The organism is Paenibacillus thiaminolyticus (genome assembly GCF_003591545.1).
Taxonomy (GTDB): Bacteria; Bacillota; Bacilli; order Paenibacillales; family Paenibacillaceae; genus Paenibacillus_B; species Paenibacillus_B thiaminolyticus_A.
This window is the reverse complement of sequence record NZ_QYZD01000015.1, coordinates 1-15,709: the sequence shown is the minus strand read 5'-3', so window position 1 is coordinate 15,709 and position 15,709 is coordinate 1. Positions and strand designations below refer to the sequence as shown.

Sequence of the window (15,709 nt, the reverse complement as noted above, 5' to 3'; positions counted from 1 at the left end):
ATCGGATCGTAGGTCCTATTTCACAAGAGGAACAGGGAAAATTTCTCTAAGAATATAACACGCCCCTGAAAATCGGCAAAAAAAAAGACCGCATACCTACGATCTTGCCGCAAATATCGGTCTATAGTTGCTTTTTTGTTGATTTATGCCGAATCCTGTCGCTTACTATGGTACTTCTGCGTCCGCTTCCCGCTTTCGGTCGGAGCAGCATCCCTCCCTTGCCGGTTCGGTGAACATACTGCGCACCGTATCCAGATTTTTTTTGGCCACGAGCACATAGGCGACATCACCGGCCTGCAAGCGGGTATGTCCCCTGGGGGCCAGCATTTTCTCCCCGCGCACGATGGCGGTAATCAACGTATCTTCCGGCAGCTCCAGCTGCTGCAGCGTGCAGTTCTCGACACAGGTTCCCGGTTCGATTGACTTTTTGACCATATTCAGATTCGTCTTCCCGACCGAGACCAATTCGAGCCCTTGCGATATCTCCGCAGACGGGTCTCCGGCTAACCCCAGCCTCCTCGCCAGAGGCGAGATGGTCGCTCCCTGCACCAACGCCGACGTCAGGACGATAAAGAAGATGACATTGAAGAACAATTGCCCTTGCTCCAGCCCCGCAATCATCGGGTAGGTGGCGAGAACAATGGGCACGGCGCCCTTCAATCCCGCCCAGGCAATAAGCGTCTGCTCGCGGAGCGAGAAGCGCCCGAACAGCAAGCTCACCGCTACCCCTAGCGGACGGGCGATCAGCATCAAAATCAACGACAGCAGGATGGCCTGCCACATCACTTCAACCAGTTCCCCGGGAAAGACGAGAAGCCCGAGCAAAATGAACATCAATATCTGCATCATCCAGGCGAAGCCTTCATTGAAGCGGCTAATCGTGAAGCGGTATTGCAAATCGGCGTTGCCCAGCACCAGCGCCATGACGTAGACGGCCAGGAACCCGCTGCCATGCAGCATAGCGGCTCCGCTGTACGTCACGATGGCAAGTCCGATCGAGAGCACCGGATACAGTCCAGAGGTGTCCAGATGGATGCGGTTGACGATCTGAATCGCCAGCCAGCCGACGCCCAGCCCGAATACGAGTCCGAACCCCATTTCCCACAGGAACGACAGGAACATAGAAAACAGATTCGCATCCGGCCCTTGAATCCATTCAATGAATGACACGGTGAGGAACAACGCCATCGGATCGTTCGTGCCCGATTCCGCCTCCAATGTCGAGGACAGCTTGCGCTTCACCCGCTGGCTCCCCATGACCGCGAACACGGCCGCCGCGTCAGTGGAACCGACGATAGCGCCGATGAGCAGGCCTTCCTTCCAGGAAATATCGAGAATGTAGGCCGCGCACAAGCCGAACACCAAGGCTGTGACGACTACGCCGAACGTAGCAAGCGAGACGGCTGCGCCGACAACGGGCCTCATTTGCTTCCATCTTGTCTGCATCCCGCCTTCGAACAGAATCACAATTAGTGCCAATATTCCGAATAACTGCGTCAGCTTCGTGTTGTCGAAGTAGATGAACCGGTTCATGATCATGCCGACGGCGATGAATAGCACGAGCGAAGGAAGATTAAAGCGATTCGAAAACTTGGCGCTGACGACTCCGGCCAGCAGCAAAATTCCGAGCAAAAATATAATTGTGTCAGTCGTCCACAATGTTGCTCACCTCCGCTGACACCGTATTGTCCGACTACAATACTAGGATACCCAATTTGGAGGAAACGCAAATAAGCCGGAGACTGCTTGCACAGCTCCGGCTCTTCGGCTTCCTCTCTGTATGCTATTGTGAAATGATTAATTTCATAATATGAAGACGAATCGGATCAACGCGGACAACTCTTACGCTCGAAGCAGACGCAATCCGTTCAGGATGACGAGAATTGTGCTGCCTTCATGCCCGATGACGCCTAGCGGAAGCGGTATGCCGAACAAGAAATTGGCAGAGATGAGGCCTACGATCACGGCACCGGCAAAAATAATATTCTGCTTCACGATAGTCTGGGTCCGTCTGCCAAGCGAAATGGCATGCTCGATATTGCTCAGATCATCATTCATCAGCACCAAATCTGCGGTCTCCAGCGCCGCATCGCTGCCGGCGGCTCCCATCGCAATACCGACATTGGCCGCGGCAAGCGCAGGCGCATCGTTGACGCCGTCCCCTACCATCGCTATCGCTCCATACTCCGACTTCAGCTTTTTGACGATCGTTAATTTGTCCTCCGGCATTAATTCGGCATATACGAGGTCGATTCCGGCTTCCGCCGCAATCGCATGGGCCGTCAACTCCTGGTCCCCCGTAAGCATCGCCACCTGAATACCGTTCTCCTTCAATCGCCGGACAATGGCCGGCGTCTCCGGACGTATCCGATCCTGGAGTGCGATCAAGCCGACGACGGCGCCTTCCCGCTCAACCGCAATGACGGTCTTCCCTTCATTCTGAAGCTCGGCCGTCCGGGCAAGAACCTCCGCATCCGTCTCGTTCACAATGAAGGACGGCTTGCCGATGCGCCAGCGCGCGCCTTCCATCTCTGCCTCGATTCCAAGTCCCGTCCGGGCTTGGAAATCTGTCGGCCGGGCCCAAGCGGCTTCGCTGCCCGATGCCCGTTCACGCTCTGCTTCCAGCACGATCGCTTTGGCAATCGGGTGGGTCGACAGCAACTCCAGTGCGGCTGCCGCCTGAAGCAGCTCCGAGGCCTGCAGTTCGCCGTGCGGCTCCAGGTCGGTTACCGTCAGTCGGCCTTGCGTCAACGTTCCGGTCTTGTCGAACGCAATCACCTGCACGCTCGAGATATGATCGAGATAAGCGCCGCCCTTGAACAGCAAGCCTTTGCGGGCGCTGTTCGATATCGCCGACAAGGTAGCCGGCATAATGGACGCGACAAGCGCGCAAGGAGAGGCGACGACCAGGAACACCATAGACCGGTAGAACGCAGCCTCCCACGTCTCTCCAAGAAGGAGCGGCGGGATGGAGATCAGCAGCAGAGTGGCCAGAATAATAACCCGTGCATAAATCCGCTCGAACTTCTCAATGAAGCGCTGCGATTTCGGCATCTCGCTCTGCGCTTCCTGGACAAGCCGAATAATTTTGGAGAAGAGCGACGAGTCGCTGGATTGAGTAACTTCTATATAGAGCGCTCCTTGGCCGTTCACCGTGCCTGCGAATAGTTCATCGCCGGGGCCTTTGTCAACCGGCACGCTCTCCCCGGTAATCGAAGCTTGATCGACCGCCGACGTTCCTTCCTGCACGACCCCGTCAGCCGGAATGCGCTCTCCCGGCTTGACCAGGACCGTCTCGCCAATTTGCAACTGTTCTACCGGAACGATAACTTCCTGTCCGTCCCGTAGGACGATGGCTTGCTCTGGCTTCAAATCCATCAGGGAGGAAATGTCGCGCGAGCTCCGATTCATCGTGAACGTCTCCAGCGCCCCGCTCAAGGCGAAGATGAAAATGAGAACCGCGCCTTCCGACCAGTACCCGATACTGGCAGCGCCCAAGGCTGCGGCGATCATTAACAGGTTGACATCCAAATCCTTATCCCGGATGAGCGTAATCATCCCATCCTTGAGCTTCAGCCAGCCTCCCATCACATAGGAGAGCGCATAGAACACAATCGCCAGCGTCTCCGAGGCATAGCCGGCAATGAACGCCAAGGCGATAAAGCAGGCGCTTCCGGCTGCCGCCAGCGCCTCGCCGTATTTATCCATCCATTCTGTAAATGATTGCTTCTTATTCATTCGTAACACACCCTCTTCATTGATAATGACTATCGTTGTTATCCCCCTAAAAATGCGACATGCTGTTCCCTGTCAGGGAACAGCATGGTATTGAGAATGAGATTAGTTTTCACTGGGGTCATTTTTTTTGAAGAGAGGCAATACTTCAATTTTTATTATAATACTCTTTTGGCGAAAAGGGAATCCCTGCCGTGCAAGAATCGAGCTCGCGCTGATACAATGCCGTTTGCTTTACCAGAGACCAGCGCAAGACGGGCCCCTTCGCCAGTACGCGCTGGATGCAGGCGCTCGCCTGGATTGCCGGAACGCTCATCGCCGTGCTGATTCTGTATCTGCTGGCCACTACGCTGGCATAAAATAAGGCCGGTGTCCTGTCCCGTAAGGGAAGTACCGGCCTTATACCAGGCGACACAATTATCTTAATGCGAACCACCGGCGCCGGCCACTCATAATAATCTCGGCGGCTCTCAGCCTCACGTCATCGTGTTCCGAATTCAGAAGTTCATTCAGAACATGAAGCGCTCTCTCCCTTACTTCCTCGCCTGTCAATCTCCCCGCCATAAAGGTTCGCCACAAGCGGCTCTGCTCTGCCTCCCGTGCCGCTTCCAACTGTAACTGTTCACACTGCTTGTACGAACTGAAATAGTCCACTTCTCCTTGTCCTCCTTCTGCTGATTCATATCGACGCTACGGAAATCGAGCCTACCTTCGTCGCCAATTGAACTTTGGGGCCGTTCTCCCCGAGCCGTCCGCGGAACCGGCTTGTCTGGACATGTCCTTCCGGGAATTGAGGAAGACGGACCGATACCGCTCCAAGCACGGTGGACGCCTCCAGCTCCAGCTCCTGCATTTCGGATGGGACGAGAAGCCGGACATTCCCTGCCTTATTCTCGAGCGCGGCTTGACGAGTACCGGAAGCAAGCTCGCATTCGACTTCCCCGCTCTTGGCCAGAACGGTCAATGAACCGCATACGTTCCTCGTCGAGATGCTGCCGGAAGCCACGTCAATGTGAACGTCGGCAGCGATGGATGCCAGCTCCAAATCGCCGCAGGCCGCCGTAAATGTCCAGGTGGCGCCCTGCCCTTCCACGATATGCATATCGCCGGACAGCAGCTCGGCACGCAGTGCTTGCGCCGCCAACTGATGCAGCTCAATATCTCCGGACGCCGCCCTCAACGCGAACTCGTCGGCCTGAAGACCAAATATCGTCACATCGCCCGACAGCGTATGTAGGTCAGCCTTGACACATGTGCAATTATGCAGTTCGGCATCACCCGATTTCATCCGTGTTGTTATATGTCCGCATGTGCTGTCACGAATCGTGAGATCGCCCGATTTCAGCTCCGCGTCAAAGCACTCTGCCCGAATCTGCCGTACCTCTGCATCGCCGGATCCGCATGCCATCTCCACCGAGCCCCCGAACGAGGCAGGGATTCGAACATGAAGAGTGCCGCTTACCGAAGAGAAAAACCGCTTCATCCCGCTGCGCCGAAGCTGGACGATCAGACGATAGATATCGCCCTCTCTCGCTTCCCGCACATCGAATTGGCCGGCATCGAATGAATCAAAATGATATAATATGTCTTCGCCGTCATGAGTATCGAGATGAACATCGACAACATCCGTCTCCAGCCGGATAAGCCGGAGTGGAGAATCGATTCTAGAGCCGGGCGGAGCGGTGAAGATGCTATGCGCTGAAGCGCCGCGATCCGAAGAAGCAGCATTCGGTCCGGCTTCCTTTTCCGCTGCAGTGGGCTCCTGGACGCTCGGAAGCTCCATTCCATACTGGGCCAGTATCTCGCGGGCAATTGCCTGTTCGCTTCCCAGCGAGCGGAATATCTCTTCCTCTGATCTTCCCGCCTCGTAAGCCTCCTGAAAATGGGACTCGAAATCTGACATAATCTCCTGGCGCTCCGATTCTTGAACCGCTCCCAACAATTGCTCCAGCCGGGTCAAAAACTGCTGTTTACGCTCTCTCAACATTCATAACCTCCTTAATTATATCGTCTACGCCTTGCGAGAACAGAGTCCACTCCTTCACCATATCCCGCATATACGCCTCTCCCGATTCGGTAAGCTTATAATACTTGCGGGGCGGACCCTCCGACGATTCCTTCAAATAAGTCGAGCAATGCCCTTCCTGGGTCAATCGGCGCAGCAAAGGATACATCGTGCCTTCTGCAACCTGGAATTTCTCCGAAATCCGGTTCACCAGCTCATAGCCGTAACGATCCTTCTCATAGGTGAGAACGAGGACGCACAATTCCAGCACGCCTTTCTTGAATTGCGTATTCACGCCCCAGCCAACCTCCCCTCCACGAATATGGGTTCTATCAAATAAGAGTACAACTTTAGTTGAGTACATCGTAACATACGCTACTGTATATTACAAGGTACCTTTTTTAACACAAATCCTGGTGATGCAAAAAAAAACGGAAGCCCAGGCTGAATGCCCAGACTTCCGCTGTTATGTTTGTCAGGTTATTAGACGGAGGCTGCTTCTGTCCGCTCCCTCCGCCGTTCCAGCCGATCCGCCGCGGCGAAGCCGCCTGCCGCGATCGCCAACACCGCCCCCATCACAAGGAACAGCGCTTTATTGCCCCACTGGCTGTAAATATACGCCCCGATAATACTGCCCGTCATCGTCGCGCCAATGCTGAGCGCCACCTGCATCACGGCCTGTCCGCTGGCCCGGAACTGATCGGGTATCAGGTCCATCATGTACTCGGCAAGATAGACGAAGAACAGCGCAATGCCGATTCCCTGAACCGCCTGCATGAACAGAACCAGAGGCAGCCAATCGGTAACGTAGATGACGAGCGCCCGAATGCCGAGAATGACGGCAGACCAGGCCAGCATCGTCAACGGACGGAACTGTCTCCCCGTACGGCCCAAATATAGGAAGATAATAACTTCCGTTGCTGCCGGGAGCATCCAACCCAGTCCGATATGGAAGGACGTTCCGTTCAACTCCCGAATGAGGAAGCTGAAATATTGATCATTGAAGATTAAGGTCATGTTGTACGTAATGAGCACCGCGATGAACAAGAGGAAGCGCCGGGTGAACACGTATTTCCAAAATTGGGACATGTTCGCCGCTTCCGTTCCCGTGGGCGTTCCATGCTCTGCAGGTCCTTCCCGGTCGTCCGCCCCCGGGCGCCGGGGATCGCGGATCATCAGCAGAACGCCTCCGGTTGCGGCCAGCAGAGCCATCATGATCCATCCCATGGCAGCATGCCCCGGCAGACGGCCGAGCAGCCAGCCAATAATAAGTGCGGAGACCGCGAACCCGGCCGCGCCGAAGCCGCGAATGACCGCATAGGAGTCTCCAAGTCTCCGGGAAGCCAGCATCGCCATCCCGTCCGTCAAGGTCATCATCGGCACCCACAGAAATTGGAACAGGAAAATTAACCCCATCACGGTCCAAGGATCCGTGACGTGAAAGACAAAGTACAGTACGGCTATCAAAGCGAGAATCAGCCCTAGAATCAAGGGCTTCATCCGCGCGAATTTGTCGCTCACATACCCGAACAGATAGTTGCCAACGACGCCGATAATCGGCATAATCGCGTTCTGCATGCCATACATCGCGTCGGTGTATCCGATATCGCGATAAAAAAGCGGAAAGAACGAAGAAAATACCGCTCCCGGCGTAAATATCATAAACATGTACAAATACATGCGGCGTATTTGCGACTGGCGCATATTCATGGCATCTTGGACGGTTCGGGTCGTCATCGTCCTGCCGCCTTTGCCGCTGCGATAATGGAAAGCAATGCAGTACAGCATCGGTGGAATCGGCTCTCGTAATGTCTATTCATGATGATAGGATCCCTTCTGCGATTAAATTGGCAACCATCATTGTATCACAAACAGGAGATGGATACGGTCATCTTTTTTATATCCTTCTTTTGGCTTGTATCCATCTGTTCTATAATAGAATGAGAGTGGAATGGAAAATAAAAAACAAAACAATAGAAGCAGAAGAAAGAAGGCAAATTCAATGAGTAAGGAATCATCCGTGCAAGCGTTCGCGGAGAGAAAAAAAACGCTGGAGAGCGGATTAAGCGAAGAAGCGCGCCAATTGCTCGACGAGATGCTGCACCGGATGGAGGCATTGACGCGCGAGAACGAACGGCTCCGCAAGTCTGCGCTGGCTGCGACCCGCAGCCGTTCAGGCATGTCCACGAAGCTGAAGGACGCGCTGTATGAGTAAACGTGATATTTGAGCCCGTATTTTGAAAAATCTGAGCCTGTTCTATAATGATATGGAATTGAATTATCCCTGAATGACAGCATAGCTCCACCCGCAGCTCAGGGGAAATGGAGGGTAACTATGAATTCCAATGTACTTATTTTGTATGAGGCTCCCAGCCCGGAAGAGTATGTTGCCATTCGAAAAGCGGCCGGGCTGAGTCCTAAAAGCTTGGAGGGAGCCGCCGTCGGCCTGCAGAATTCCCTCTTCACGGTAACGCTGCGGCAGGATGGCCAACTGATTGGCATGGGCAGGATCATTGGAGATGGAGGCTGCTTTTTTGAAGTGGTCGATATTTGCGTGCTGCCTTCCCAACAGGGACAAGGGTGGGGAAAAACGATTATGACGGAGATTTCCCGTTACCTGGACGAGAATGCGCCCAAGCAATCGTATGTCAGCTTAATTGCGGATCTGCCCGCCGATCAATTGTATGCGCAGTTCGGCTTCCATTACACTTCCCCCCACTCCGTAGGAATGTATAAACGATACTAAGCGCAAGGAGAGAAGCCGAACTAATTGCGAACTGGTACAGCCCTTAAGCGGTGGTAGTCTTACAGCAGCAAGCCCCCTATGCCGAAGATGGCATAGGGGGCTTGCGTTGCGTCACCGGTCAGGGACGGCCTCCGCTTAGATCGCGAACCCGTCTGGCCCTCCTGCCATCATTCAGCCGTCTTGCTCGGGCTCGTTAACGCATAGCGGGCGGCATGGCTCATCAAGACAGGAAGCAGCGAAATATGGCCTTCGCCCGCGAACTCATGGAACGCGGTCCGCACCCCGGACGGCGAGGCGGCAGCCAGCCGTTCGGCCAGTTCTCTCGCATTCTCGGTCATGCGGCTGGAATGGCCTTGCTCCCGTTCCCCAACCGCAATCATGACCTGAATATCGGCATATTCCTGCTGCATGCGAGCCAGGAAACGCGTTCCCGCTTCGCGGATGAACGGTCTGTTCCAATGAATGGACGGGCTGCCCGCGATATAAGTCCGGAATGCCTCGGGGCGGGTGAACAGCATTTGCAGCACGCACAGGCCACCCAGTGAGTGACCGATAATCGCCTGTCTGCTCCGATCGATGGGGAACTTGCGCTCGATGGCCGGCTTCAGCTCTTCTTCAATGAAGCGGCTGAATGCTTCGGCCCCTCCCATCTCCGGCCATGTGTCTCCGTGCGGATGAGGCGGCAGCTCTTCGGCCGGAACCGGCAGCGTAAAATCATAGAACCGCGCCGGATCGAACGGGGCATCGGTCGGATAGCCGATGCCGACGACGACGGCCGGATCGACGCCCGTTTTTACTCTGGCGCGGGACTGGGCGCGAACCGTCTCGACTAACGTGCCGAACGTCGAATTCGCGTCCAGCACATAGATGACCGGATGGCCGGCCGGCGGCGTCGCTTCGACCGGCACGGCCACAAAAATCCGGTACGGCCGGCCGCTGCCTTGGGAACAGATATCCCATTGCTCTGAACGCGGCACGGTGACTTCACAACCCGCCTGATCCGGGAGCAGCGGTTCAAGCGGAGCCATATGGCTATTAGACATTCATGTCCACTCCTATCTCGTCCTAAATAACTGTCTAGCCTCGTTTTTTTCTTCCCCGGTACAGCAGCGTCATGAAATAGGGAACGCCGATGATGGCCGTGACGATCCCTGCCGGCAATTCCGCCGGGGCGAACACGGTGCGTCCGATGTAGTCGGATACGAGCACCAGCAGCGCACCGACGATTCCGCATACTGGGAGTATGCGGCGATGCGCGGTTCCGACGAGCCGTCTGGCGATGTGCGGGGCCATCAGCCCGATAAATCCGATGCCTCCGGATACCGATACGCAGGCGCTTACGATGCCGATGCTGCACAACAAAAGCACGGCCTTCTCTTTTTCCGACGAGACGCCCACGCTGATGACACTTTCCTCTCGCAATTGAAAAATATCCATAATGTATGACTTGCGAATAATGACCGGAAGCAGCAGCACAAGCCAAGGAATAATGGAAACGATGTATTTCCAGTTCGCATTGTAGATACTGCCGGAGCTCCATACCGCGGCCATTTCGAAATCATTCGGGTTCATCTTCAGCGTCAAAAATAGCGAAACCGCGCTTAGGCCCGATCCGGCGGCAATCCCCGTAAGCAGCAGCCGCTGCGGCTCCAGCCTGCCATCCTTCCAGGCGAACAGGTAGATGAGGGCAGCCGCAAGAAGTCCGCCCAGCAAGCCGAACAGCGGCATCGCCATAATCGACAGCAGCCCCGTCCCCTTGATCTGACCTTGGAAAAAGAACATAAAAATAACCATCGCTGCACCAGCTCCCGCATTGATCCCGAGAATGCCCGGATCCGCCAGTCCGTTGCGCGTAATGCTCTGAATGACCGCACCGGCGATGCCAAGTCCCATCCCGACCAGAATGGCAATGACGATCCGGGGCATGCGGAACTCGAAAATAACGAGATCATAGTCGTCTTGCGGCTGTATGCGGAGCAATGTATCGATAACATCCTTCACGCTCATATCAAATATGCCGTTGGTCAAGCTGACATAGGTGACTATCAAAATCAGGGCAGCTCCGGCGAGCAGCACGGCCGCAAAGCGGGCGCCCGAGATATTATTCATGCTTCGCGCCTCCTCTCGTCCGCACAAGATAGAGGAAGAACGGAACGCCAAGCAGCGAAGTGATGACGCCGATCGGCATCTCGAACGGATAATTCACGTATCGGCTGAGCAGATCGCAGAGCCCGAGGAACAAGGCTCCGAGCACACCCGAACACGGGATGATCCATTTATAGTCGAGCCCGACGAGCATCCGGACGATATGCGGAATAATGAGACCGACGAACCCGATTTTGCCAGCGATCGCGGCCGATATCCCGGTCAGCAAGACGACGCTGAAGGTGGCGCCGAATTTGATCCACGCCGTTTTTTGGCCAAGTCCAACCGCTACCTCTTCGCCTAGAGACAGGACCGATATCGAACGGGACAGTCCGACAGCCAACGCGATTCCGACAACCGCGAACGGGATCGCCATCTTGATCAGCTCCGGATCCAGCTGATGAAGCCGGGCGTTGTACCAGAAGCTGATATTTTGCGAGATTTGAAAATAGGATGCCAGCGCTGCCGAAATACTGCTCAGAAACGTACCGATAATCGTGCCCAAGATAGCCAGTCTCACTGGAGACAGCCCCCCAGGCAGCAGCGACGCCATGCCGAATACGAGAACGATGCTGAGCGCCGAGCCGATAAAAGAAAACACGATCAATTCGAGCGATGAGGAGCCCGGCAGCCAAATCATGCATACCGTCACGGCAAACACGGAGCCGTCCAGCACCCCCATAATAGAAGGGGATGCAAGATCATTTCTTGTCATCCCCTGCATCAGCGCACCCGATATGGCCAGAAACGCGCCAATGAGCAAAGCCCCAATCACCCGCGGGAACCGGGAGTGCATAATGATTTGATGATTCACATTTCCCGGATCAAAGTGAAACACCGCTTCATAAATCGTACCGGTATCGATGTTCTTGGCCCCGTATTGAACCGATATTAGAACGAGCAGCACGGCAAGCAGAGGCGAGCCCCACAGGATGATCACTGTTGCATATGACTTTAGCCGCATAGGAATCGGCTCACTTGGCTTGAACAATTTTGCTGTTTTTTAGAGCTTCCAGGAAGGAAATTTTACTGTAAGCCGTGCCTCCCTGAGCGGTCGGGTCGACCAGATTCACGAACAGATTGTTGTTCTTCACGGCATTGATGCTGCCCCAGATCGGATTTTTCTGCAACTCCTCCAACGCCTTCGGATTATCTTTGTTCTCCGCTTCCGCGAACTGGACGAACAGATAGTCCGGATTCATTTGAGACAACTGCTCAATTGTAACCAACTGCTGCGCCTCCGCCTTCTTCACTTCCTCCGGAACGGAGGCTCCTAGATCGGCATAGACGGCAGGATTGAAGAATACATCTTCCGGATAAATAAACAAACTGCCTCCGCGCAGCCGGAGAATGAGCACGTTTTTGTCCTTCAGAACGGGGCCGATCTGCCCTTTCAAGGCTTGGACCTCGTCATTGTAGTTCTGCAATGCCTGCTTCGCCTGCTCCTGCTTGCCGGACAGCTCGGCCAGCAGATTCAGATTATCCTGCCAGTCGGTCGCGATATGCGAGACCGGGATAGTGACGGCAATCTTGTTCAGCTTCTCGATTGTCTCCGCCGGGAACTTGGTGCTTGCCAGGATCACGTCCGGCTTCAACTTCAAAATCGCTTCCAGATTCGGCTGGGATTTCTCGCCGATCCCTTCCGCTTGGTCCGTAATCTTGGCGAACAACGGCGCGAATTCACCTCCGGTCGTCATGGCCCCTGCCGGGTGAACATCCAGCACGAGCGCGTCTTCCAGCGATTCCACCGATCCTGTAATGACCAGCTTGGCCGGTTGCACAGGGGCGGTATACTCCTGTCCAAGATATGTAATCGTTCTTGTCTCACTGACTGTATTGTCTGTATTTGCAGCCGGAGCGCTCTCCGTCTGAGTCTCCTGCTGCTGCGGAGCCGATGCGGCCGGCTCATCCTTCGATCCGCATGCCGCGATACTGAACATCATAGCTAAAGATAATAGTAGAAACCCTATTTTTTTATTCATGTTCCTGCTCCTTCTCAATGAATAATATATGAGAATTATTATCAATAAAATGATAACAATTCTCAATGAAGATTATATACTTGCCCTTGCCCAAGCGAACATGGATTATCTCCGGAATTCACTTGGACAAAATCCAGAAGAGGCTATTCTTCCATGCGAAGCTCGTTCGCAAGCTGCTTCATTAGGTCGTCGATCATCCGATCGCAAGCATAGGCCGAGTATTCACGCCACGGATCGGAAGAAATGGGATAGACATGATTGCGGCGCACAGCCTTCATATCGGACCATGGGCGGGCAGCCTGGACAGATTCCCACGCTTGCAGCGATTCCGGCTCCTGGCATACATTCAGCAAGATCCGATCGGGCTCCAGACGCGCGACTTCTTCCAAGCTCATCCCCTGTCTGCCGGAATACCCTGACGGATACGGCGCTCTGTTCAACTGCAGATCATCGTACAGCACTTCGTTCATTCCGCGGCAGGTGCAAGGATAACAGCAATCCTTATGGATGCCCATAATGAAAAATGCCTCGCCGGACAGCAGCTTCTGCAGACGCTCCCTGACGGCAGCCGCTTTCTGTTCGTAAGCGGACAACCAGATTTCCGCCTCCGGCTCTGCGCCGATGTAGCGGGCCGTCAATCGGAATTGCTCCCGCCAGTTGTGATCCCGGCCGGATATATACTTTACCTCGGCTGCGCTTTCCAGACAGCTCTTCTCCTCCGGCTGCAAATATTCCGAGTCGCAAATGATGAGCTCCGGCTTGGCGGCGCATAACGCTTCGATATTGGTTTTCCAATCCTTATTGTAGCGATAGGCACTCAGATGATGCGGGATATCAAAGCGGTATTTCTCATAATAGTGAGCCGTCCATTTCGGATGAAGCGGCGCGGCATACGGAATTTGCCCAAGTGCAAGCATATGGCCGGCAATCCCCGGCGTATAGGCGCCGATTTTGCGCCGCCGCTTTTTCATATAGACAGTCGGAGCGACGCCGATCTGCTGCTTGAACTTGCGGCTGAAATAAAATTCATCGCTGTATCCGACTTGCTGGGCAATATCACGCAGCCGGGCATCCGCCTGCAGCATCATGCGCTTCGCATGGCGGATTCTCACTTCCGTTATATAGTCGACCGTGCTTTGAGCGTATGTTTTTTTGAAAAGATCGACATAGTATTTCGGACTGATGTCGGCCATCCGCGCCAGCTTTCCAATTGTCAGATTCTCGTGGAAATGATTATCGATGTACGCCTTCGTCCGCTCCAATACCGCCCGCGGATCGTCCGGCAGCAGGCGAATATTGGCTGCCACCCCGCACAACAGCTCGTGGAAGGACGCTTGAGCGAGAAGCCGTTCGCTCCTCAACTCAGAGCGGCTCTTCTCATACAATATTTCACAGAGCACGACGGTCGGCGCTTCCCGGTGCACAGGCACCTCCCCACGCAGTGGAAATTCCGCCTCCGGTTCCCCGTCGGATTGGATATCGAAGCGAATCACATACGCTTCAGCCTCCTGCCCTTCTTCCGCCGCCATCCCAATCGTCTGTCCGGGCGCGGCCACATGAACGGCTCCCTCTCCCAGCCGGTATTCGGCATAATCAATGGCCAAGCGCCCTTCGCTATGCTTGGACAGGACGAGGACATGCGTATTCAGCAGCTGCGGCTCCATACGCCCGAAGCGAGCAATATCAACGCCGCGCAGCTTGAACCAAAATTGCTCCAAGACGCGGCAAATCTGTTCGTAGTCCATCATTGTCGTTATCAATATTCAAGCACCTCGGCTGTATGTTTAATATCTGATAATGATTATCAGTATCGCTTTATTAAAGTAGCATAGCTCCCGAGCCCGGTCAATGCACAACAAGCACGGAATGCGCTGCAGGAGCGCCAGGATGGTCATTGTGCCGTCGCTGTCCTGCGTTGGGCCGATCGGAACAGTTCCGCTTCTCCTGTCTCCTGTCCCTACTCAAAGGAATACGGAATCCTACGAATTCGCGAGTAGGCAAGAGAAATGCGCTGCATGTAGAGGGAGCTTCGGGGAGATGCTTATTGAATATATCGCTGCGCGTTAGGGAGGGCGTCATGCGCGTCGGGCGAGTGACATGCGCGTCGGGCGAGGGCAGCCGCATGGGGCGAGGGGCACGCACTTGGGGCGACGGCAGACGCATGGGGCGAGGGGCATGCACGTGGGGCCACGGCAGCTGCACAAGGGGCATGCTCGTGGGGCGACGTCAGCTGCATGGGGCAAGGGGCATGCTCGTGGGGCCACGGCAGCCGCATGGGGCAAGGGGCATGCACGTGGGCGACGTCAGACGCATGGGGCGAGGGGCACGCACTTGGGGCGACGGCAGACGCATGGGGCGAGGGGCATGCACGTGGGGCGACGGCAGACGCATGGGGCGAAGGGGCACGCACGTGGGGCGAGGGCAGCCGCATGGCGAGGGGCACGCACGTGGGGCAACGGCAGCCGCATGGGGCAAGTGGCATGCACGTGGGGCGACGTCAGACGCATGGGGCGAGGGGTTGTTCGGCAATTGTGTGATACAGTGCAATTCCTGCAAAACCGCATCAATTATTCCACACTCGTGCCACACAGCAAAATTCCTGCAAAACTGCATCAATTATTCCCCAATTGTGCCACACAGCGAAATTCCTGCAAAACTGCATCAATTATTCCACAATTGTGCCACACAGCGAAATTCCTGCAAAAACGCATCAATTTAACCCTATTACGTCAGATTTCCGATTTTTATCCCCAAAAAGATGTATTTTTGCAGCATTCTCACAAAACCGCCTATTTTGATGGATAAATACTGTAAATTTGCAAGATTTACTCCTTGGCTCTCAGAAGTCGTTGCGGATCGCAGCAATTGCCGGATTCTCATACCGCTCCTCTCCCTCACTCCTCCGCACCTTCCTCATTCCGCAGCATCCTTCCTCATCCCTCCCTAATTCTCTTCATTCCTCTTCGTTCCTCCGCATATCGCTGCTTCTCCGCATCCCCGTCCATCGCACTGGTTACCTCGCCCCCCATTACGCGACCAACTAAAAACCAGCTAATGTTTGTCAAGCTGCACCCTTGGTGATTTAATGAATTACTG

At 54.8% G+C, this 15,709-nt stretch carries 15 protein-coding genes; 4 read left to right on the top strand and 11 right to left on the bottom strand.

The window, feature by feature from the left end:
- Nucleotides 1–165: 165 nt before the first annotated feature.
- From DQX05_RS16610 to DQX05_RS16585, 6 genes are all read right to left on the bottom strand, one after another.
- Nucleotides 166–1,659, bottom strand: coding sequence for a potassium/proton antiporter (locus DQX05_RS16610; protein ID WP_119794662.1), 1,494 nt, complete (start codon nucleotides 1,657–1,659; stop codon nucleotides 166–168).
- Between the two features lie 183 nt (nucleotides 1,660–1,842).
- On the bottom strand, nucleotides 1,843–3,738 hold the full coding sequence (locus DQX05_RS16605; protein WP_119794661.1) for a heavy metal translocating P-type ATPase: 1,896 nt from the start codon (nucleotides 3,736–3,738) through the stop codon (nucleotides 1,843–1,845).
- 414 nt (nucleotides 3,739–4,152) lie between these two features.
- Complete coding sequence (locus DQX05_RS16600) at nucleotides 4,153–4,389, bottom strand: hypothetical protein (protein ID WP_119794660.1); 237 nt, start codon at nucleotides 4,387–4,389, stop codon at nucleotides 4,153–4,155.
- Nucleotides 4,390–4,414: 25 nt separating this feature from the next.
- Nucleotides 4,415–5,722 (bottom strand): DUF4097 family beta strand repeat-containing protein, encoded by a 1,308-nt coding sequence (locus DQX05_RS16595; RefSeq protein ID WP_119794659.1) that lies wholly within the window; start codon nucleotides 5,720–5,722, stop codon nucleotides 4,415–4,417.
- Nucleotides 5,706–6,035 carry a PadR family transcriptional regulator gene (locus DQX05_RS16590; RefSeq protein ID WP_119794658.1) on the bottom strand — a complete coding sequence of 110 codons (330 nt, stop codon included), beginning with the start codon at nucleotides 6,033–6,035 and terminating at the stop codon, nucleotides 5,706–5,708. Before DQX05_RS16590 ends, DQX05_RS16595 begins: the two co-directional genes overlap by 17 nt.
- A gap of 188 nt (nucleotides 6,036–6,223) precedes the next feature.
- Complete coding sequence (locus DQX05_RS16585) at nucleotides 6,224–7,477, bottom strand: MFS transporter (protein ID WP_259392060.1); 1,254 nt, start codon at nucleotides 7,475–7,477, stop codon at nucleotides 6,224–6,226.
- A gap of 71 nt (nucleotides 7,478–7,548) precedes the next feature.
- Here DQX05_RS16585 and DQX05_RS30345 point away from each other — a divergent pair, with 71 nt between their 5' ends.
- The 3 genes from DQX05_RS30345 (at nucleotide 7,549) to DQX05_RS16575 (ending at nucleotide 8,486) form a co-directional block, all read left to right on the top strand.
- Nucleotides 7,549–7,746: a hypothetical protein gene (locus tag DQX05_RS30345; RefSeq protein WP_147385197.1), complete on the top strand. Its 198-nt coding sequence runs from the start codon at nucleotides 7,549–7,551 to the stop codon at nucleotides 7,744–7,746.
- Nucleotides 7,743–7,955, top strand: a complete 213-nt coding sequence (locus DQX05_RS16580; RefSeq protein WP_119794656.1) for a Ni2+-binding GTPase — start codon at nucleotides 7,743–7,745, stop codon at nucleotides 7,953–7,955. The genes DQX05_RS30345 and DQX05_RS16580 overlap by 4 nt, the downstream gene beginning before the upstream one ends.
- A gap of 120 nt (nucleotides 7,956–8,075) precedes the next feature.
- Nucleotides 8,076–8,486 (top strand): GNAT family N-acetyltransferase, encoded by a 411-nt coding sequence (locus tag DQX05_RS16575; protein ID WP_119794655.1) that lies wholly within the window; start codon nucleotides 8,076–8,078, stop codon nucleotides 8,484–8,486.
- Between the two features lie 167 nt (nucleotides 8,487–8,653).
- Here the strand turns inward: DQX05_RS16575 and DQX05_RS16570 are convergent, their stop codons facing one another.
- From DQX05_RS16570 to DQX05_RS16550, 5 genes are all read right to left on the bottom strand, one after another.
- Nucleotides 8,654–9,529, bottom strand: coding sequence for an alpha/beta hydrolase (locus DQX05_RS16570; protein WP_119794654.1), 876 nt, complete (start codon nucleotides 9,527–9,529; stop codon nucleotides 8,654–8,656).
- 34 nt (nucleotides 9,530–9,563) lie between these two features.
- A complete protein-coding gene (locus DQX05_RS16565) occupies nucleotides 9,564–10,595 on the bottom strand; it encodes a FecCD family ABC transporter permease (protein WP_119794653.1) in 1,032 nt (343 codons plus the stop codon).
- The gene (locus DQX05_RS16560; RefSeq protein ID WP_119794652.1) at nucleotides 10,588–11,595 is read right to left on the bottom strand and encodes a FecCD family ABC transporter permease; all 1,008 of its coding nucleotides are present in this window, start codon (nucleotides 11,593–11,595) and stop codon (nucleotides 10,588–10,590) included. Before DQX05_RS16560 ends, DQX05_RS16565 begins: the two co-directional genes overlap by 8 nt.
- 10 nt (nucleotides 11,596–11,605) lie before the next feature.
- Nucleotides 11,606–12,613: an ABC transporter substrate-binding protein gene (locus DQX05_RS16555; protein WP_182914790.1), complete on the bottom strand. Its 1,008-nt coding sequence runs from the start codon at nucleotides 12,611–12,613 to the stop codon at nucleotides 11,606–11,608.
- Nucleotides 12,614–12,756: 143 nt separating this feature from the next.
- Nucleotides 12,757–14,373, bottom strand: a complete 1,617-nt coding sequence (locus tag DQX05_RS16550; RefSeq protein ID WP_259392058.1) for an AraC family transcriptional regulator — start codon at nucleotides 14,371–14,373, stop codon at nucleotides 12,757–12,759.
- A 610-nt stretch (nucleotides 14,374–14,983) separates the two neighbouring features.
- On the opposite strand from DQX05_RS16550, the gene DQX05_RS30340 reads away from it, so the two are divergent.
- Nucleotides 14,984–15,418: a hypothetical protein gene (locus DQX05_RS30340; protein WP_147385196.1), complete on the top strand. Its 435-nt coding sequence runs from the start codon at nucleotides 14,984–14,986 to the stop codon at nucleotides 15,416–15,418.
- Nucleotides 15,419–15,709 lie beyond the last annotated feature (291 nt).

Coding starts and splice junctions, on each gene's coding strand:
- DQX05_RS16560 (WP_119794652.1), bottom strand. CDS start 11,595: ATGCGGCTAAAGTCATATGCAACAGTGATCATCCTGTGGGGCTCGCCT.
- DQX05_RS30345 (WP_147385197.1), top strand. CDS start 7,549: ATGTCTATTCATGATGATAGGATCCCTTCTGCGATTAAATTGGCAACC.
- DQX05_RS16555 (WP_182914790.1), bottom strand. CDS start 12,613: ATGAATAAAAAAATAGGGTTTCTACTATTATCTTTAGCTATGATGTTC.
- DQX05_RS16580 (WP_119794656.1), top strand. CDS start 7,743: ATGAGTAAGGAATCATCCGTGCAAGCGTTCGCGGAGAGAAAAAAAACG.
- DQX05_RS16570 (WP_119794654.1), bottom strand. CDS start 9,529: ATGTCTAATAGCCATATGGCTCCGCTTGAACCGCTGCTCCCGGATCAG.
- DQX05_RS16585 (WP_259392060.1), bottom strand. CDS start 7,477: ATGACGACCCGAACCGTCCAAGATGCCATGAATATGCGCCAGTCGCAA.
- DQX05_RS16575 (WP_119794655.1), top strand. CDS start 8,076: ATGAATTCCAATGTACTTATTTTGTATGAGGCTCCCAGCCCGGAAGAG.
- DQX05_RS16605 (WP_119794661.1), bottom strand. CDS start 3,738: ATGAATAAGAAGCAATCATTTACAGAATGGATGGATAAATACGGCGAG.
- DQX05_RS16565 (WP_119794653.1), bottom strand. CDS start 10,595: ATGAATAATATCTCGGGCGCCCGCTTTGCGGCCGTGCTGCTCGCCGGA.
- DQX05_RS16595 (WP_119794659.1), bottom strand. CDS start 5,722: ATGTTGAGAGAGCGTAAACAGCAGTTTTTGACCCGGCTGGAGCAATTG.